The sequence below is a fragment of the Salinivibrio sp. ML290 genome (genome assembly GCF_001995695.1).
GTDB lineage: Bacteria > Pseudomonadota > Gammaproteobacteria > Enterobacterales > Vibrionaceae > Salinivibrio > Salinivibrio siamensis.
The window spans coordinates 239,908-258,689 of the sequence record NZ_MUEY01000007.1 but is presented as its reverse complement, the minus strand read 5'-3'; the positions used below and the strand labels follow the sequence as shown (position 1 = coordinate 258,689).

At 51.1% G+C, this 18,782-nt stretch carries 17 protein-coding genes; 9 read left to right on the top strand and 8 right to left on the bottom strand.

The window, feature by feature from the left end; translation table 11 throughout:
• Positions 1-67: 67 nt before the first annotated feature.
• Both BZG23_RS08690 and BZG23_RS08685 read right to left on the bottom strand, forming a co-directional pair.
• Positions 68-814, bottom strand: coding sequence for an SDR family oxidoreductase (locus BZG23_RS08690; protein ID WP_077606690.1), 747 nt, complete (start codon positions 812-814; stop codon positions 68-70).
• Between the two features lie 16 nt (positions 815-830).
• Entirely contained in the window at positions 831-2,429 is a 1,599-nt protein-coding gene (locus BZG23_RS08685; protein ID WP_158011368.1) for a methyl-accepting chemotaxis protein, read from the bottom strand.
• 317 nt (positions 2,430-2,746) lie between these two features.
• Here BZG23_RS08685 and BZG23_RS08680 point away from each other — a divergent pair, with 317 nt between their 5' ends.
• Positions 2,747-6,493, top strand: coding sequence for an EAL domain-containing protein (locus tag BZG23_RS08680; protein WP_077606688.1), 3,747 nt, complete (start codon positions 2,747-2,749; stop codon positions 6,491-6,493).
• A gap of 118 nt (positions 6,494-6,611) precedes the next feature.
• Entirely contained in the window at positions 6,612-7,529 is a 918-nt protein-coding gene (yddG, locus tag BZG23_RS08675; RefSeq protein WP_077606687.1) for an aromatic amino acid DMT transporter YddG, read from the top strand.
• A gap of 41 nt (positions 7,530-7,570) precedes the next feature.
• Here the strand turns inward: yddG and BZG23_RS08670 are convergent, their stop codons facing one another.
• The 5 genes from BZG23_RS08670 to BZG23_RS08650 all read right to left on the bottom strand — a co-directional run bounded on the left by BZG23_RS08670 (position 7,571) and on the right by BZG23_RS08650 (position 11,590).
• Positions 7,571-8,362 carry an iron ABC transporter ATP-binding protein gene (locus BZG23_RS08670; RefSeq protein ID WP_077606686.1) on the bottom strand — a complete coding sequence of 264 codons (792 nt, stop codon included), beginning with the start codon at positions 8,360-8,362 and terminating at the stop codon, positions 7,571-7,573.
• Positions 8,363-8,366: 4 nt separating this feature from the next.
• Positions 8,367-9,314 (bottom strand): iron chelate uptake ABC transporter family permease subunit, encoded by a 948-nt coding sequence (locus BZG23_RS08665; protein ID WP_046075628.1) that lies wholly within the window; start codon positions 9,312-9,314, stop codon positions 8,367-8,369.
• Positions 9,307-10,254, bottom strand: coding sequence for an ABC transporter permease (locus tag BZG23_RS08660; RefSeq protein WP_077606685.1), 948 nt, complete (start codon positions 10,252-10,254; stop codon positions 9,307-9,309). The genes BZG23_RS08665 and BZG23_RS08660 overlap by 8 nt, the downstream gene beginning before the upstream one ends.
• A 75-nt stretch (positions 10,255-10,329) precedes the next feature.
• Positions 10,330-11,244 (bottom strand): siderophore ABC transporter substrate-binding protein, encoded by a 915-nt coding sequence (locus tag BZG23_RS08655; RefSeq protein WP_077606684.1) that lies wholly within the window; start codon positions 11,242-11,244, stop codon positions 10,330-10,332.
• Positions 11,245-11,299: 55 nt separating this feature from the next.
• Complete coding sequence (locus BZG23_RS08650; protein ID WP_077606683.1) at positions 11,300-11,590, bottom strand: hypothetical protein; 291 nt, start codon at positions 11,588-11,590, stop codon at positions 11,300-11,302.
• Between the two features lie 176 nt (positions 11,591-11,766).
• Here BZG23_RS08650 and BZG23_RS08645 point away from each other — a divergent pair, with 176 nt between their 5' ends.
• The 5 genes from BZG23_RS08645 to BZG23_RS16655 all read left to right on the top strand — a co-directional run bounded on the left by BZG23_RS08645 (position 11,767) and on the right by BZG23_RS16655 (position 15,407).
• Positions 11,767-11,937: a XapX domain-containing protein gene (locus BZG23_RS08645; protein WP_021023774.1), complete on the top strand. Its 171-nt coding sequence runs from the start codon at positions 11,767-11,769 to the stop codon at positions 11,935-11,937.
• A gap of 22 nt (positions 11,938-11,959) precedes the next feature.
• Positions 11,960-12,670: a purine-nucleoside phosphorylase gene (gene deoD / locus BZG23_RS08640; protein WP_046075624.1), complete on the top strand. Its 711-nt coding sequence runs from the start codon at positions 11,960-11,962 to the stop codon at positions 12,668-12,670.
• Between the two features lie 18 nt (positions 12,671-12,688).
• Positions 12,689-14,155, top strand: a complete 1,467-nt coding sequence (locus BZG23_RS08635; protein ID WP_046075623.1) for a lactate dehydrogenase — start codon at positions 12,689-12,691, stop codon at positions 14,153-14,155.
• Positions 14,156-14,234: 79 nt separating this feature from the next.
• Positions 14,235-15,080, top strand: a complete 846-nt coding sequence (gene hdfR / locus BZG23_RS08630) for an HTH-type transcriptional regulator HdfR (protein WP_077606682.1) — start codon at positions 14,235-14,237, stop codon at positions 15,078-15,080.
• A 150-nt stretch (positions 15,081-15,230) separates the two neighbouring features.
• Positions 15,231-15,407, top strand: coding sequence for a hypothetical protein (locus BZG23_RS16655; protein ID WP_167369752.1), 177 nt, complete (start codon positions 15,231-15,233; stop codon positions 15,405-15,407).
• A gap of 121 nt (positions 15,408-15,528) precedes the next feature.
• Here BZG23_RS16655 and nagZ read toward each other — a convergent pair whose 3' ends face one another.
• Positions 15,529-16,533: a beta-N-acetylhexosaminidase gene (gene nagZ, locus BZG23_RS08625; RefSeq protein WP_077606681.1), complete on the bottom strand. Its 1,005-nt coding sequence runs from the start codon at positions 16,531-16,533 to the stop codon at positions 15,529-15,531.
• 197 nt (positions 16,534-16,730) lie between these two features.
• Here nagZ and BZG23_RS08620 point away from each other — a divergent pair, with 197 nt between their 5' ends.
• Complete coding sequence (locus BZG23_RS08620; protein ID WP_077606680.1) at positions 16,731-17,843, top strand: anhydro-N-acetylmuramic acid kinase; 1,113 nt, start codon at positions 16,731-16,733, stop codon at positions 17,841-17,843.
• A gap of 9 nt (positions 17,844-17,852) precedes the next feature.
• On the top strand, positions 17,853-18,767 hold the full coding sequence (murQ, locus tag BZG23_RS08615) for an N-acetylmuramic acid 6-phosphate etherase (protein ID WP_077606679.1): 915 nt from the start codon (positions 17,853-17,855) through the stop codon (positions 18,765-18,767).
• Positions 18,768-18,782 lie beyond the last annotated feature (15 nt).

The following is an 18,782-nucleotide window of genomic DNA, read 5'->3' as shown; positions in this document are numbered from 1 at the left end:
TTTCTCCTCCTTATTAATCTAGACAGGAGAAAGCCCAAGTTACTTACAAATTGATGAAAAAATAAAGCTACATGCCGCCCGCCACATCAAATAAGCTTCCTGTCGAGTACGAGGCATTATCAGATAATAACCAAGCAATCATTTCTGCCACTTCTAGGGTAGAGCCACCGCGACCCAGTGGAATGTTATCCGCGACACGGGCGACGCGATCCGGCTCACCGCCTGCGGCATGCATATCCGTATCGATGGGTCCTGGCCGCACTGCATTCACACGAATGCCTTCACGCCCCACTTCTTTTGCCAACCCCATGGTAAGCGTATCAAGCGCTGCTTTGGTGGCTGCGTAGTCAACATATTCATTGGGCGACCCAGTTTTTACCGCTGCGGAAGAAACGTTGACAATCGCGCCACCGTTCCCGCCGCGGGACTGCGCCATGCGGTGTACCGCTTCGCGGCAGCACAAAAAGGCACTAGTGACATTCGCTTGGAACATCGCGTTAATCCGATCGGCACCCATACTGCTCACCGTCGACTGTGGCAACATGATCCCCGCGTTGTTCACCAGTGCAGTGATATTTCCCAGACGGTTGTCTGCTTCGCTGAATAAGCGTTTAACGCCCTCTTCGCTCGACACATCCGCCTGAACCGCAATCGCATTGACACCAATCGCTTGAAGCTCATCAACAAGCGCAAAAGCAGATTCACTGTTGCTAAGATAATTGATGCAAATGGCATAGCCACGCTGTGCCAATAGTTTTGCCGTCTCACGGCCAATGCCGCCACTTGCCCCGGTTACAATCGCAACTGGATTCATTGCTACTCCTTTTCGCTTAATCCGCCGATACCGGTGGATAATACCCCATTCTCACTGCGCCCCAATGTTGACCTGCAACAAAAAGAGGAACAGAAAGATCATGCATTACCTCACCGGTATCGCGCTTGTAGGTCTGCAACAACATGGTATCAGTATGTTGACCGCAACGCCTACCTGTTCGGTCATCAAATAAGCGTTTAGTCCGGTTTCCGGTGATATCTTGCGCATAATCACCGGTGAGAGGCTGGCAAAAGCGCTGATTATGCGTGGGGACGTAGCCATGGTTGTCATTGGCTATCACATAAACAATGTTCTCATCTGTCTCAAGAATGGGCTCTTGAATAGGCGGTAAGATCCGATCACACAAGCTATCAAATCGGGTGGTATATTTTTTAGGATCGGTGTTCGCGATCGGCTGGTAGTGGCGATCAAACAAATCACTTTTACTGATCTCACCCTGCTCAATGGCTTGTGCAAACGCCGCCTCTATACGATCACGACATAAGCTGGCTGCTTTAAAAAAGCGTTGATGTGGGCTCGCCTCTGACAGCTCAGCGAAAACGGCATTGGTTTTTTCGGTGGTTTCCATCAAGCCTTCCGCTTCTTGGCTCAGCGCAATGACCTGGTTATCACTGTCTTCTAGTCCAGTCCGCACTTGGGTCAATGCTGAAGCAATTTGCTCAAGGCTTGCACTGTTTTGTGACGATCCATCCGCCATTTGTCTCACGGCCGCTTCAACCTGATCGGCTCTGGACGAGAGGTCGGTTAAAATCTCTCCCACCCTCTCAACATTCCACGTCCCCGCCTCGACATCCGATGACAGCGTTTGAATATGGGTCATCACATTACTCGACTCTGTCATGATTTGTTTTATGATCGCCGCAACTTCACTGGTGCTTTGTGACGTACGCTGCGCAAGCTGACGCACTTCGTCGGCCACCACCGCAAAGCCACGCCCTTGCTCTCCCGCTCGTGCCGCTTCAATGGCGGCATTCAACGCCAATAGGTTTGTTTGCTCTGCAATCGCATCAATGACCTGTGCGACATCACTCACTTTATTGACGTTGGCGTCTAGCGCTTCAATACGTGCCACTGTTTCAGCCGTTTTTTGGTTAATATCACGCATTTCCGCGATTGAGGCGGTGAGCTTATCGGCCCCCTCCAAGCTCAGATCTCGCATGCGCGTTACTTGCTCAACAGACGCCGCTTGCGCTTGGCAGGTGTCAGACAAAGTCTGTTCGATATGCTGCGCGGTCTCGGTGACCTCGACCACAGAAGAAAACTGTTCGGTTAATCGCGTTTTTAATATATCCGAGCGATGCGAGACTTCCGCCGCATTCATGGCATTCATGGTAGCGCGCGTTGCCAGCCGTCCGACCGTTTTCATCGGCAGCGTTTGCGTTTCTTCCTCGGTATCTTGCCCCGGTACCACCTTGGGTGCCGACGAGTACACCTTCATCGCCAACACGGTCACGAGCGCTTGGCAGGCGAGGAGTCCCGCTACCGTATAAAACTGCTCAGAAAAAAAGCGCCAACTCACTAACACTAAAAGTGTCAACGTGGTGCCTATTACAACCCAAAACCATGATTGTTTGTTCGCTGCGTTCCCTGTCATCGAGCCACCTTTGTTCCTCACTGAACCGATTTTATCCAATGTCATGGCATGCGGTCGTATCACGACACACAGGACTGCCACGTTTTGATTACTAATGCCATGCTTCACACTCAATAGCGGTGAAAGTGATCAAATTTCGACTAAAGCATTAGATCTGAGGCGCTAGTAATCAAACGATTAATAGGATGCAGGTGCCTCTCAACACGGCGGTCAACAAGTCAGTACCGACAAAGGTAGCGGAAAGGCAATAAAGGTCGTTAACTCTAAGACAAAATGCGCTAAGCTACAGCTAGGTCATTGTAATTAATGAGAGAGCCATGCCCCGCCATCAACGAGTGCGCCAGGCGATTCACGCCTTTTTGGTATTGATGACAATTAGTTTCTCGCTGGTGTGCTTTTCGTTGGCCGTCATTCCCGAGAGTGAAGAATTTGCCGTCATTTGGTATGCCTCCGCCGTGGGCGCTTTTTCACTGGCCAACCTTCCTCACCGCGCGCGTGCCCTGGCCACCCTCGGTTTTTTTATCGGGGTATTTGCAGCAGACAGTGTCATGGGGCTCCCATCCCAACTGAGCCTTAAGCTGGCGGCCATCAATACATTAACCGCCTTCACGGGCTGTACGTTATACCTTATGATGCGCCGGCGTTATGGCAACCCTTTGCACGGTGTGTGGCCATTTATCCGCGGACTGATGCCACCAGCCGTTATGAGCCCGCTTGTCGGTGCCCTCCTCGGGGGCTATGTTTTATCCGCCTTCAATGAACACGGGTTTAACTACTATGTAGTACGCTGGTTTTTTAGTGAATTTATCGGATTCGTTGCGCTATTTCCGCTATGCTTAGCGCTCAAAGAGCGGCTATACACAGATACTCTCGACAAGCTCTATCGACCGGCTCCCTCTCCATCGACAATGATCAGCGGCAGTCTCGCGCTGTTTGTCCTGATTAGTTTGCTTTTTTATGCTTTCCCCTATCCGTTCATCGCGCTGACAGGCTTGTTTTTCATTGCTGCCACACTGCAAAGCAGAATAATAGGCCTTGCCACTATCGCCTTGTCAGTGGTCAGTTTTGACCTCCTTTCTGCGATCGGTGTCTTTGCTTTCCATATCGACAGCGAACACCAAGTCTCCTTGTCGCGCTTAGTCACCGCGGCCGCGACCTTGGTGATAGGCGTCGGGATGACACAGCTGGCGTATAGCTATCGACGCCATCAACGGCATCACATTGAGCAGCACTCGCTGCTCACGCAAGCCATGCACAACTCATTGATTGGGATGGCAATACTGGATCCGCGAGGTATTGTCCAAGAAGCAAACGCCAGTTTGGCGCAGTTTTTTGGCTGTGAGCGCCGCGTGCTTATCGGTTCGCATGTCTCTTTGTTCACGCGAGCACAAGACCAATCTTCGCTGAGGGAATATTTTAGCGATCTGATCATGGGTCATTCTGATAATAAGCGATTGGAAAAGCGCTTTGTACGCGCCGATGGCGAGACAGTATGGGGACGGCTCTCGCTCACCGCTGTCCGGGATAAGCACGCTGGTCATGTGACTCACTTGATCAGCCAAATCGAGGATATCAACGCACTCAAAGCGGCACAACGTGAACAAAAACGCTGGCTTGAACGTTGGCGCTTTGCCCTCGATATCAACAAACTTGCCGTCTTTGAACTCAATATTCATACGGGTGCGTTGCTGTTTTCTGGGTGGTCCGCGCCTTTGCTCGGCATCAATGCCAAACAGATACGCACCTACCAAGACTGGGTCAGTCGCATACATCCAGACGATCGCGCCGCATGGGAACAATCTATGCGCCTGCTCGTCGACAAACACACCGATCGGATGGTAGAGGTATTCCGGTTTAATAATGACGCGAACGCCTATCGCTATCTACGCCAATCATCGGCGCGGCAAACGGGGGAAGAAACCGAAACCGTCTTGAGTACCGTGATTGACATCACTGAGCAGTATCTAACTAACCGGCAAACAGACACCTTACGCCGCCGCCTAGAAGCCGCGACAAAAGCGGCCAATATTGGTATTTGGGAGTATCACGTTAACGAAGACAAACTAGAGTGGGACGCACAAATGTACCGCCTCTACGATGTCCCCGAGGCCGAAGGCAGTGAAAAACTCGCCACCTGGCAGCAACGTCTTCATCCAGATGATGCAGAGACCATCAACCAAACACTCCAGGACGCGCTTACGCATCATCAACGACTCGATACCCAGTTTCGGATCATTGATAGTCAAGGGCGTATTCGCTACATCCGTGCTCTCGCCAGCTTACAAATAGACGATAATGGCAACACGGTACGGATGATCGGCGCCAATTGGGACAATACCGAAATCAACGAGCTTAACCACGCACTGGCCCAAGAGCGTGAACAGCTGGATGTGGTGATGAACTCCATCAACGATGCGGTGATCACCATCGACGATCAGGGCAACTTGGCCTACCTCAACAACACCGCGCAGTGGCTTGTTGCCAATGATAGCGTGCTGCCACTCGGCCAACCTGTGGACGCGGTTTTCGAGCTTTACAACAACCAGCAACGGGTGTTGCTTTCCAGTTTTAGCAGTCAACAAACAGAGACCTTTTTTGAAACCCAAATACAAGACGCCTACCAACTGGTTATCGCGGGCGGCAAACGCCTGTATGTATCGGTGGCTATGTCTCCACTGACCAGTAACCAAAACGGTCAACACGGCTATGTGTTTGTGTTGCGAGACGTGTCGGATGAGCATGCGCTGATGGCACAGTTAGACTATAACGCCAATCATGATTCGCTCACACAGCTACCCAATCGTCGCGCCTTTGAAACCCTCATGGAAAATCACCTGTCCAGCGAGAACCAATCGCCCTCCGTGTTAGCGTTTATCGATTTAGACCTTTTCAAAATCATCAATGACTCGGTCGGCCATCACGCTGGTGACGAAGTCCTATGCCAAGTGTCACAAGCCTTAGCCGATAACATACGCAGTGATGATGTGGTGGCGCGTTTGGGCGGTGATGAGTTTGCGTTGCTGCTCACGCACTGCAATATGCGCGACGCGAAACATACGATCGCCGACTTAATCAAACAGCTTGAACACTTGTCTTTCTCCTATGGCGAGCGCATTTTTGCCATCAGTGCCAGTGTGGGTCTGGTGGATGTTAACGATGCGACATTAACCCTCTCGGATTTGATGAGCCGCGCCGATGTAGCGATGTATGAGGCCAAGTCGGCAGGACGCGGCCAGATAGTGGATTACAACGATATCTCAGGCACCGCGCAGGGACGCCACAGTGACATGCAAATGGTGGGGAAAATTACACGAGCACTGACTGAAAACCGCTTTGCGCTCTATGGCCAACAGGTGGCACCCGCACAGGGGCCTGTGGTTGAACACTGGTACGAACTATTAATACGCATGGTAGATACCGACGGTAATATTATGAATCCGGGGGAATTTATTCCCGCTGCCGAGGCCTTTGGCTACATTCGCGATATCGATGGCTGGGTAGTGAACTATGTGCTCAATACGCGCGCCGCGGAGTTGGCAGAGTCAGGACTCAGGTTCAACATCAACCTCTCAGCAAACTCAATCAGTGACCCTAAATTTCAGACACAACTCAAACAGCTATTAAGCGCTTCCGTCCTTCCTGCGGAGCGACTGTGTTTTGAGATCACTGAATCAGCACTCATTAGTCATTTAAACGCAGCCGTCTCTTTTATCGACGAACTACGCCACCATGGCGCGCATGTCGCGCTGGATGATTTTGGTGCCGGTCTCTGCTCGTTTCATTACTTAAAGCTGTTCAATGTGGATGTGGTTAAAGTTGATGGCCAATTTGTGGCTAACCTGACCGACCGAGAAAACAAAATCGATCGCGTCATACTGGAGTCTATTGTCAGCATTTGTGACACCATGGGTTACAAAACGGTCGCGGAATGGGTCTCCGACGAAGAAAAACTTGCCTGCGTACAAGAAATTGGCATTAACTACGTGCAAGGGTTTCTTATCGACTACCCAACACCGCTTGATACACTGCTTGCCACGCATACCCTCACACCGCCGAGTCACTGACGGTGCCCGACGACCACCGACTACTGCTTGACTCATTCACCTAATGCGCAGTGGCGATGGTGGTTGCACACGTCCAATAAAAAAGGCAATTTAGAGGTTTTGCTTGGACGGCTACCTCATGAACCGATATACGCTGGCCGGATGCGGCGCCATCATGCTTTGGAGCAGCAATGTCGCCTTTATCCGTCATGTCACCGAACTGCTTGGGCCACTCGGTGGCGCAGCGGCGATCTATACGCTTGCCTCTCTTTGTTTGATTGTCGTCGTCGGCCTCCCCAAACTCAACACCTTCCCGCGCCAATATTTGCTGATTGGCGGCGTTTTATTTGTCGTGTATGAATTGTGCTTAGCGCTCTCATTGGCTTGGGCGAATACCCGCACCCAAGCGATCGAAATGGGGGTGATCAACTACCTCTGGCCGTGCTTAACTGTCTTGTTTTCGGTTATTTTGACCCGTCAGAAAGTAAGCCTGTGGCTCTATCCTGCGTTAGTCGTCGCCTTTATGGGCGTGGTGTGGACAGTAGGAGGCAAGCAAGGCGTATCTTGGTCTCACCTTGTGGCCAACATTCAGTCGAACCCGGTTAGCTATATATTGGCGTTTAGCGGTGCGATTATTTGGGCGATTTACTGCAACCTCACCAAGATGCGCGCGCAGGGTAAGAACGGGATCACCTGGTTTTTCTGTGCCACCGCGGTCACTTTGTGGGTGGGCTATCTCGCCTCTGACGCACCCGCTATGCATCTTTCATGGCAAACCAGCGGCTATGTGCTGCTCGCTGGACTCGCCATGGGAGGCGGTTATGGGCTGTGGAATATAGGTATTCTCAAGGGCAATTTGATGGTCTTGGCCACCCTATCCTATTTCATCCCTATTTTATCGACCTTATTGTCGGCAGTACTACTTTCTACTTCGTTGACGCTCACCTTTTGGCAAGGTGTGGCCATGGTCACTTTAGGCTCACTGGCAAGTTGGTGGCTGACTCGGGCACCCGTTAAAAAAGCGGCGAACAAACGCACAGAGGCCAAAGCACACTAAGACGACTAGCCGCTAATAGCGGCTAGTCATTCACAACACGCTTAAGACTCTGCAGCGGCCATCGATGGCGTGGCGGCGCCATAATACAGACAAATGCGCTGCCCGTTTATCTCCTCGACTTCAAAATCAATCTCGTAAATCCGCTCCATGATGGGTTTAGTCACCACGTTTTTCACTTGGCCACTGGCAACCACTTCACCCGCTTTCATCGCAATCATGTTATCGGCGTAGCACGCGCTAAAATTGATATCGTGCATCACCACCACCACTGCTTTGTTGTATCGGTGTGCCAACTCTCGTACCGTTTTCATAATAGCCACAGAGTGACGAATATCGAGGTTATTGAGTGGCTCGTCGAGGAAAACATAGTCGGTGTTTTGCGCCACCACCATGGCAATGAATGCCATTTGACGCTGACCGCCACTGAGCTGATCAATAAAGCGCTCTTGCAACTCTGTCAGCCCGAGTTGCGCTAAGGCGTCATCAATCACCGCGTTGTCTTGTTCGGTTAGCCGCCCTTTGGAATGCGGAAAGCGCCCAAATGCAACCAACTCACGCACCCGAAAACGCATATTGACGTTGTTCGCTTGACGCAACACGGCCAAGCGCTGCGCCAACGCCTGGTTACTCCACTCACTCAGTGGTTTATCACCAATCAACACCTCACCGGCATCACTGTCTGTCAGTCGGCTCGCCATCGATAGCAGCGTACTTTTCCCAGCCCCGTTGGGACCAATGATAGCGGTCACTTTACCGAGTGGAAACAGTGCGCTGGCTTGATTGACCACCTGTGTTTGGCCATAAGCTTTCGATAATCCAATTAATTCAATCATAATATTAAAACTTGTTTTTCGTCAGTAGATACAAAAAGTAACCGCCACCGACAAAGTTAATGATCACACTCACCGTGGTCTCAAACCCAAACCATTGTTCGACAACATACTGGCCACTTAACAGCAAAAAGGCGGCCAACACGCTGGTGGCCACAATTAAAAAACGATGCTGATAACTGACAAACATTTGTCGTGCGAGGCTCACCACAATCAAACCAAAAAAGAGCACCGGTCCAACCAAAGCAGTTGATAAGGCAATCATCACCGCAATCACCATCATCACTTTCAGTGTGAGTCGGCGCGTATCGATGCCAAGGCTGGTTGCGTTATCCTCACCCAACAAGCACACATCAAGCTGATTGCTAAATCGATATAGCACCAGCAAACAGGCGGCTAAGACCGGTACACTGACATAGACCAGCTCACGATTAGCATTGTTGAAGCTGGCGAACATCGCATCTTGCAGGATGGCGAACTCACTCGGATCGACCAACAAGGTAAAAAACTGACTGATACTGCCAAACACGCTACCTAACACAATACCAATTAACAGCAGCGTATAGATGTTGGCGCGATGTCGACGAAAGTAAAGCGTGAACAACACAGTCGCACTTACCGTCATTAACACCACACTGGCGGTAAAGTTCGCGTACGCATTGATCAGCAATACGCTACTTGAGCCAAATACCACCAATAAAACGGTTTGCAAGAGAACGTATAAACTATCAAAGCCCAGAATCGAAGGGGTCAGGATCCGATTGTTGGTGATGGTTTGAAACACCAGCGAAGAGGCAGAGATGGCCACGGCAGCCAGCGTGATTGCCAAAACCTTAGGGGTTCGTCGCGAAAGAAAATACGCGTAATTATCCGCCGTTAATCCATGCCCTAAAAAGTACCCCGCCACGAGCACCACACCCATTGCGACCAGGGAAAGCTTGATACCATCACGCATTCGCTTTGTCCCTCATCACTAGATAGATAAACACCGCACCGCCTAAGATAGAAATGATCATCGCAATCGGGACTTCATAAGGGAAGATAATGACACGGCCCAGAATGTCGCAGCTCAACACCAACACCACGCCCCAAAAGGCCGTCCAAGGCAAGTTGCGTTTAATGTTATCGCCCATAAAAAGCGAGACAACATTGGGCACAATTAAGCCAAGAAAGGGGATGACCCCAACAATCATCACCACCGCGGACGACAGCAATGCGACCACCATGACACCGAATAGCACTACCTTTTGATAATCAAGGCCAATGTTTTTGGCAAAGCTTTCGCCAATACTGGCGGCGCTGAATTGGCTGGCATACGCATAGGCGATACCACATACCGGAATAGCCACAAAGAGTACTTCATAATTTCCCGCGAGCACCGACGAAAAGTTGGCGACCGTCCACGCTTGCAAGGTTTGAATCAGATCGTACTTATAAGCTAAAAACTGGGTTAGCGAAGAAACGACATTGCCGTACATAATGCCAATCAAGGGAACCAGCACGGTATTTTTAAACTTCAGTCGTTGGAGAAAATGGACGAATAGCCAAGTGCCTGCCATCGCGATCCCCACAATAACGGACAAGTCCAGCCATTGGCTGGCGCCCCCAAACGCAACCAATGTCAGCACATAACCCAGCAGCGCACAATCAATGGTGCCGGTGGTGTCGGGCGCGGCAAAGCGGTTTTGACAGATCTGCTGCATGATGAGTCCAGCCACACTTAAACCCGCACCAGCCAAACAGATAGCCAGTAACCGAGGAATACGACTGGTGGTAAAAATTGTCCACGCTTCTGGATCGCCCGCCCACAAGCTCGCGAAGGACACGTGCGCCACACCAATGGATATCGACAGGATCGCCAGCACCACGAGGACAGGAATAGAAAGATACTTCACAGAATCACTACCGTTGAGGTCTATAACCACAAAGACCCAGGGCCAGCCTGGGTCTGTTTGTTTCTCGTATGATGATTAAAGCACGCGGTTTACATCATCGATCATCTTATCCATCGCCGTCATGCCAGCCATGGTAATGTACCACGCGGTTGGGTCGAGATAACTGATACGTTGCTGTTGGTGAGCATGCGTTTTGTTGACCAAAGGATTATCAAAACGCGCTTTTGCCTTGCCTTCACCTTCCCCAATCGCCTGCTCACGATCAAGGACTAATAAGACATCTGGGTTGGCGTCGGCAATATATTCGAACGAAATCAAATTACCGTGTGAGCCTGCCACTTCTACATCATCGCTTTTCGCAGGTTTCAAGCCTAGCTCATCAAACACCATACCAAATCGGCTATTCTCGCCGAACATCGCCACTTTACTGCCGTTGCTCATAACCATCAACGCGTTAAAGTTATCTGCCACCGCTTTATCATGGGTCTGCGCGATTTTGGTATTCATTTGTTCAATGATCGCGTCGACTTTTTCTTGCTTGTTAAACACCTCGCCTAGCATGCGCCAATTAGCTTGCACACTTTGCCAGTAATTCTCGTAGTCCGCTCGAAACATAATTGTCGGAGCGATTTCCTCTAACTCGCCCATGAGCGAGGCCATACGCGCTTCCGCAATGATCAAATCCGGCTTAGCGGTGAAAATGGCCTCATAATCAGGCTCTTTCACCGTCCCGACCGCGACATACTTATCGTCTTGATAGGTTTTGGCAAGATAATCCGGCATTAAAGACTTCACCACGCCAACAGGCTCAACACCGAGGCGATCCAGCACATCTAAACTGCCCTGCCCCAACACAACGACGCGTTGTGGTACGCCGTCGATTTCAACAGTGCCCATCGCATGGGTGATGGTTTTTGCGGCCGCCTGGCTGCTCAACAACAAAGAAACAGTGAGAAAAATAAATGGAAAAAATGAACGAAAAGCTTGCATAGCCCTTTCCTCGCAAAAATCGGTGGGGGAATGCTAACGCAGTTGAATAAACAAGTCACGAATAGAAGTGAGAATTATTCATATTTATAGTGTTATTGATTAAGCGCATGGCATGAGGCAATAGGTTTCGCACGCAAAGGCCTGTCATCATGTCTTTCATCCGGCGATGCCAGTTACGCTTACCAAAACTGTTTTGATCTTGCGCAAAAAAACCGCAATTGAATCGGCTACCTGCTGTTGATTCGTCATCACCACGCATCTGAGAGGCGATAAAACCGCGCCATTTGACCAAAACGCAAGCGATTGCATCGACACTATCAACATATTTAGTAATCATTGTGGCCATTACGCGCTAATATGGGGATAGTTGTGATCAAGATCGCGCGTAAATGCGCATGGGTTACATACACTGGACTCATCTCATGCGGCACCACTTAAAAGACAATAAAGACAGCTATGACTGTCGCAATTTGGGTACCGATTTGAGCTGGACTGCACCTAACTAGATGTTTGAGGGTTATAATGAACGAAATTTTACTTGCGGTCGTCGCTGGCGCCATCGTTGGCTTTTTCTTCAGCGCGATCAAGTTACCACTGCCTGCTCCCCCGGTAATTTCTGGGATCATGGGCATTGTTGGTATCTACCTTGGCGGCATGGCTTACCAAGCTGTGATCGAACGCTTTTTCTCTTAACTAAAGATAATTGGAGCACACTATGGCTACCCCACATATCAATGCTGTAGACGGCGCATTTGCTGAAACTGTCCTCATGCCTGGTGATCCGCTGCGTGCGCAGTACATTGCCGAAAACTTTCTCGAGAACGCGGAGCGCGTCACCGACGTGCGTAACATGTTCGGCTACACCGGCACCTACAAAGGCAAAAAAGTGTCTGTCATGGGTCACGGCATGGGGATCCCATCTTGCTCAATCTATGTGCATGAGCTAATCAAAGATTACGGTGTTAAGAACGTGATCCGCGTCGGCAGCTGTGGTGCGGTTAAAGACGATGTCAAACTGATGGATGTCATCATCGCACAAGGCGCATCCACGGATGCGAAAGTAAACCGTACACGCTTTGCTGGCCATGACTTCGCGGCTATCTCTGACTATCACCTCCTGGAAACGGCCGTGGGCGAAGCACGTAAGCAGAATGTGTCTGTGCGTGTCGGTAACGTCTTCTCTGCCGATCTGTTCTACAGCCCAGAAGGTGATTTGTTCAACAAAATGGATAACTTAGGTATCCTCGCTGTAGATATGGAAGCGGCAGGCATCTACGGTGTTGCGGCTGAACTGGGTGCGCGTGCACTCACCATCCTGACCGTGTCTGACCATATCATCCGTGGCGAAGCACTAAGCTCTGACGAGCGTCAAAAATCATTTAACGAGATGATGACGGTCTCGCTAGAAACCGCGATCAACCTGTAAGTGTTGGTCGGAGGAAACGTGTCAAGCAGTAAGCTGCCTCTTGCAGCCGGTGAATTACAGCTAAACTTTTGTAAAACACTCACCTGCCCCAACTTTGGGTCGAAAGATGAGCAAGATTACTTGGTTCAACACACCAATCCTGCTCGCCCAACCTTGGTGTGTCGAGAGTGTGGCGCGTTTCCTCCACTGTTAAATAACCATGATGTTCAAGCTGAGCTGATTGCTCAGCGTCAACTTCATGCCGATGGTTTGTGTGCCTGTACCAACCCAGAATGTGAGCATTTAGGTAAACCCGTGCTCACGCATCGGCATTGTTATCATGCGTTCGGCTATAGTGGCGATCGTCAGCGTTATCGCTGCAAAAGCTGCCAAAGCACCTTTGTCGACCGCTGGTCTGGGGTCAACAAAAAAAGTGAGTTACAGCAAAAGCTGTTAGCGTTTCTTTTTACTGGCCACACAGTGCGTGACATCTGCCGAAGACTGTCACTGAACCCGAAAACCTTCTACGACCATCTTAACCAAATAGCCGCGCGCTGCCGACAAAAGCTTGCCGCTTACGACAGCCGGTTTTTAGCCGATACCTCAACGGGCCATTTGGCCAGTGTCCACACCGCCTTGCAACCCAAGAGCGACAATGGCGTGCAATGGCTGGCAACAGGAGAAGCGCACAGTGGCTACGTGCTGCAACAAGATGTGAATTATCATACGGATGACCATCACCACTTGCACACACATCATGACCCTTATCAGCCTGACTGTCGCTTTATGTCGACGCACAGTGCGGGTCAGCCGCAAGATACAGTGGCACGCCCAGAGGGATTACTGGGTCGAGTGGATGCCAAATACCGCGACGTCTTTGCTCGCTCGAATGTCGAAGACCCCTATACGCAGCCGCTGCACTTTATTTATCCTAATCGCGGCACGTTGATCCGCCCTCAATACACTACGTATGCGCATTACCTCAACCTCAAGCCGTTAATCGAGCATTGGCAGCAAATTGTGGTTTTTTCGCCGCAAGAGCCCTTATTGCGCTCTGCTTGCCTCTCCGTTTTCGAGGCCGATATTCGAGATAAGCGCGTCAGCCATGTATACGTCGAGCAGGATGCCGGTTGGCAGCCCGGATCAGAGCCAGAAAAAATTGATATCGTTTTGCTAAGCTGGTGGCGTGACCGTTGGGCCTTTACTCGCAGTGGCGACGGTGCCAAAGCAATCTGCGATCATGGCCAAAACAAAGGTCAAGAGGCCTATTGGTTAACCCATGCAAGCTGTGATGCGTTGAAAAAATATCAACAACACTTCCACCAGCAGTTTTCACTATTGGTCAATGAGCCGAGACGCCGGCTGCGCCCTGGTGGGCTATTGCCCCTGCTGGATATCTATCGCGCATGGCATAACTTATGTTGGCAAGACCGCGCGCATCTCACCCCAGCCCAACGGCTTGGCTTGACCGAACGCCCTTTGACACTGGCAGATCTGATGCTCTGATCCACCTCGCGCGCATTCACTTGACGTGCATCGAAGTTTTTTGTCTAAATGCCCGATATCGCCGAGAAGGAAAACACCATTGGACATTCAACTACTGCGTACATTTATTGAAGTGAGCAAGACGCGTCACTTCGGTCGTGCAGCGGAAAACCTTTACCTGACCCAGTCCGCTGTGAGCTTTCGCATTCGCCAACTAGAAACCCAGCTAGATACATCACTGTTTGTTCGTCAGCGCAATAATGTTCGTCTAACCGATGCGGGTGAGCGATTACTTCCTTACGCCGAAACCATGCTGCAAACGTGGCAGCGCGCCCAACAGGACGTCAGTGCGATGCAGCACACGAGCGCACAACTCACGCTTGCCGCCTCCCCGATGCTGTGGGAACTCGATGGCGTCAGCACATGGGTCAACCGCGTGTGTGCGGCGCACCCAGACTGGTTGATCCGTGCCGAGTCGACACCCGCCCAGTTGCTAGCACGCCATTTGATTGAAAAACGTATTGATGCCGGATTGACCTCAGAGCTGCCTAAGCTTGAAGGGTTACAATCACACCACCTAGGCGATTATCAACTTCAGTTAGTTAGCCATTTACCGGGGCTCACACTGGACACGAGCGACACGCTACCGCTGGTTTATCTTGATTGGGGAACTCGCTTTTCACTTGAGCAAAGCCAAATTGCGCCACTACAACGCTCACCCGTGTTACATACCCAGTCATGCCAACTGGCGTTAAACTATTTACTCGTGCACGGCGGCGTCGCGTTTCTACCGTCACTGGCAGTTCACCCTTATCTGAACAACGGACAACTCCATCTTATTGATCACGGCCATATTCTTACCCACCCCCTTTACCTTACCTGGCTAACTAACAGCGATAAAAACCCGCTAATCAATGAGTTAGTATCATCTACCGGTCAGTTATAAGTGCTCAGAAAAAATCGGTAAATTCACGCCTATTTCACTAGTCGACGTTCAATTTTTAGGCTATCTTAAAATCGTTAGGCAAACATTATGTGTCTAACACTCCGGCTACACATAGCACTGACAATCAACAAGCGTTAGGAAAACACCACCATGGCACAGTGGGATCAATGGTTAAAACACGGCTCGCAACATAAAGAGAAGTTTAAATCTCGCCACCACGACGATTTTGATGACGATATGCCACGCGGCAAAAAAGACAAGAAGCGCAACAATAAGCGCGCTTCCCGATCGCAACACGACGACAGTTATTTCGGAGAGGACCGCTAATCGCGAGGCAAGACTCGCGGTGCATTGCACTCGTCATTAATAGGATAAAGGCAACGTGATGACGTTGCCTTTTTTGTTTGTTGTGTCCCGTCCTGAAATACGTTGACGCTAGTGCACTCGCTCAGGCTTGTTGCGCCTGCCACTCTTCTGCATGTCGCTTAATCTCACGCTGTGCCGACTGCCAACGCGGATCTTGCTGTAAGCGTTGCCACTCCACGGATTGGCGCACCCGCAATGTCTCAGCAGCAGGGACCGACTGAATGGGCAAAGCGTCGAGCACCGACACCGCACTGTGGCGGTCATTGCATATCAAGGCCATGTCGCACCCCGCATCAAGCGCCGCTTTGGCACGCGCGGGCGCATCGCCGAACAAATGCGCACCGCCCATACTTAAATCATCCGAGAAAATAATCCCTTTAAACCCAAGTTGCTGGCGCAAAATCTGGGTAAGCCAGTACGGCGAGCCACTGGCTGGCAAGGCATCGTGTTGCGGGTAAACCACATGGGCAGGCATCATCGCATCCACGAGCCCCCGCGCAATAAACGATTGGAAAATCGCAAAGTCGTCTGAGTGCAAAATATCGCGCGTATCCTTAGGTGTCACTAAGTGCGAGTCTTCTTTCACCCCACCGTGTCCAGGAAAATGTTTGCCCGTGGTGGCCATGCCTGCCACGCGCATACCCTTAGCAAAGGCGCCAGCATAGTCAGTGATAGCTTGATGTGTCGCACCGAAGGCACGGTCTTTGATTGCCGCACACCCAAATCCTAAATCCAGCACAGGCGCAAAACTGAGGTCAATCCCATGAGCGATCAGCTCCATTGCCATCACCCAACCCGCTTGCTCCGCGAGCGCTGGACTCGCACTTAACGCACCATAAGACTGCGCTGCGGGTATGGGGGTAAACGTGTCGCGAAACCGTTGAACACGGCCCCCCTCTTGGTCAACGCCGATGAGGATATCGCGCCCCGCCGCTGTGCGTATTGACTGAGTTAATGCACGCAGCTGCGCGGAGTCAAAATAATTGCGAGCAAATAGAATAACGCCTCCCACAGAGGGATGTGCCAAGATTTCTTTCTCTTCGTTATCAAGTTGCTCGGCGTGCACATCTAGCCAAACCGGTCCCATCGTTTCTCCTTCATACTCTTGTCAACCCACTGACAACCACTTTGATTATATTCGTCCAATCAGACCATTCACTATTGCAAGGCGCCAGTACCTCAAAGGGATCATCAAGCACTTTGCCACTTATCGCAATCTGTTTATACTCAGTACCTTGGTTCTTATCGTCATTTTATCGCTGGACTACTGTAAGGAAGCACCCGATGCCACAACCCGCCGCCGATATCTACATAGGTGTTATGTCAGGGACGAGCTTAGATAACATTGATGTCGTCGCTGTCCGGTTCACTCAAGCCGGCCACGTGGAGTCAATTGCTCGTCATAGTGACCCGCTACCGCAGGATATTAAAGCTACCGTGATCACCTTGAGCCGAGGTCATCCGATGTCAGTCAAAGCCTTGGGCGAACTCGATCGCCGCTTAGGGGAGTGTTACGCAAATGCCATCAATACCCTACTTGAACAAGCGGCGTTACTGCCTAAACATGTCGCGGCGGTCGGTTGTCATGGTCAAACCGTCTATCACCAACCGAGCGGCGATTATCCATTCACCATGCAACTTGGCGACGCCAATGTGATTGCGGCGCGAACCGGCATTACCACTGTCGCTGATTTTAGGCGTAAAGACATGGCGTATGGCGGTCAAGGCGCCCCTTTGGTGCCCGCCTTTCACAATGATTACTTTGCCGATAGCGAACAAGCCACCGCAGTAGTGAATATTGGCGGTATTGCCAACGTATCAATGATTTGTCCCGATCGCCCTTTATATGGCTATGATACGGGTCCAGGGAATATGTTGATGGATGCCTGGACGCAGCGTCACCGTCACCAAGCCTATGACAAAGATGGCGAGTGGGCAGCCACCAGCTGCGCGTATCAACCCTTACTCAACCGCCTGTTATCCGACGCGTACTTCTCACGTCCAGCTCCTAAAAGTACCGGGCGGGAATACTTTAATCTCGATTGGCTCGACCGTCACCTGCTCGCGTTTTCACTCTCTCCAGACCAAGTGCAAGCCACCTTGCTGGCATTGACTGCCGAAAGTATCGCGTTAGCGATCCGTCCATTAGAACGTGGCCGAGTGTTCGTGTGTGGCGGTGGCGCGCACAACCAGGCATTGATGCATGCGTTACAACAGGCACTTCCGCAATGGTCCATTGCACAAACTGACGATGCCGGGATCAGTTGCGACGATATGGAAGCCATTGCCTTTGCTTGGCTGGCCAGGCAAACCCTTAATCACCAACCAGGCAATGTGCCCGCCGTGACAGGCGCAACACAAGCCTGTTGTCTTGGTGCCATTTATCTACCTTACTGAGGAACGATTATGTCAGCCCCCAGCGTCGACCAGCTAAAAGGCTTACTCTCAGAAACACGCAACCCACATACACTGACGATCGACCAACAAGACACACTTGGCTTGGTGACAATGATTAACGCAGAGGATAAGGGCGTAGCCTCCGCTGTGCAGACGCAGCTCCCCGCGATTGCAAAAGCGGTCGATGCGATTGCGGCAAGTTTTAACCAAGGCGGTCGTCTTATCTACATCGGTGCGGGGACAAGTGGTCGACTGGGTGTGCTTGACGCGGCCGAATGCCCGCCCACCTTTGGGGTGGATAGCCAGCAAGTCATAGGACTGATTGCCGGTGGCGAGCCTGCTATGTTCGTCGCCCAAGAAGGCGCTGAAGACAACCCAGATGCAGGTAAAGCGGATTTGGTCACACAAGGCCTCACCGCGAAGGATGTGGTGGTCGGTATCGCCGCCAGTGGCCGCACGCCTTATGTCATCGGTGCACTCGATTACGCCAAGCAAGTAGGCGCAGTCACGGTCGCTTTGTCATGTAACCCCAATGCCGCCATTAACGCCTACGCCCAGATTGCCATTACGCCCGAAGTTGGCCCTGAAGCGCTCACAGGCTCAACCCGAATGAAGTCAGGCACTGCGCAAAAACTAGTATTAAATATGCTGAGCACCGCCGCCATGATAAAGACGGGCAAGTGCTATCAAAACCTGATGGTCGATGTAAAAGCCAGCAACGATAAACTGGTTACCCGTTCCACGTTGATCGTGATGGAAGCGACAGGATGTGAAGAACACACCGCAACACACGCCCTGTCACAGTCAGATGGTGAGGTGAAGGTCGCCATTTTTATGATTTTAACGGAGCAAGACCCGGCGACGGCACGGCAGCGGCTTCAGCAAGCCAATGGGCATTTACGTGATGCATTGCAATTAGGTTGATGCAATGTACCCACT

Bases quoted from the DNA above. Each gene is read 5' to 3' on its own strand.
- BZG23_RS08690 (WP_077606690.1), bottom strand. From the start codon at position 814: ATGAATCCAGTTGCGATTGTAACCGGGGCAAGTGGCGGCATTGGCCGT.
- BZG23_RS08685 (WP_158011368.1), bottom strand. From the start codon at position 2,429: ATGACAGGGAACGCAGCGAACAAACAATCATGGTTTTGGGTTGTAATA.
- BZG23_RS08680 (WP_077606688.1), top strand. From the start codon at position 2,747: ATGCCCCGCCATCAACGAGTGCGCCAGGCGATTCACGCCTTTTTGGTA.
- yddG (WP_077606687.1), top strand. From the start codon at position 6,612: ATGAACCGATATACGCTGGCCGGATGCGGCGCCATCATGCTTTGGAGC.
- BZG23_RS08670 (WP_077606686.1), bottom strand. From the start codon at position 8,362: ATGATTGAATTAATTGGATTATCGAAAGCTTATGGCCAAACACAGGTG.
- BZG23_RS08665 (WP_046075628.1), bottom strand. From the start codon at position 9,314: ATGCGTGATGGTATCAAGCTTTCCCTGGTCGCAATGGGTGTGGTGCTC.
- BZG23_RS08655 (WP_077606684.1), bottom strand. From the start codon at position 11,244: ATGCAAGCTTTTCGTTCATTTTTTCCATTTATTTTTCTCACTGTTTCT.
- BZG23_RS08650 (WP_077606683.1), bottom strand. From the start codon at position 11,590: ATGGCCACAATGATTACTAAATATGTTGATAGTGTCGATGCAATCGCT.
- BZG23_RS08645 (WP_021023774.1), top strand. From the start codon at position 11,767: ATGAACGAAATTTTACTTGCGGTCGTCGCTGGCGCCATCGTTGGCTTT.
- deoD (WP_046075624.1), top strand. From the start codon at position 11,960: ATGGCTACCCCACATATCAATGCTGTAGACGGCGCATTTGCTGAAACT.
- BZG23_RS16655 (WP_167369752.1), top strand. From the start codon at position 15,231: ATGGCACAGTGGGATCAATGGTTAAAACACGGCTCGCAACATAAAGAG.
- nagZ (WP_077606681.1), bottom strand. From the start codon at position 16,533: ATGGGACCGGTTTGGCTAGATGTGCACGCCGAGCAACTTGATAACGAA.
- BZG23_RS08620 (WP_077606680.1), top strand. From the start codon at position 16,731: ATGCCACAACCCGCCGCCGATATCTACATAGGTGTTATGTCAGGGACG.
- murQ (WP_077606679.1), top strand. From the start codon at position 17,853: ATGTCAGCCCCCAGCGTCGACCAGCTAAAAGGCTTACTCTCAGAAACA.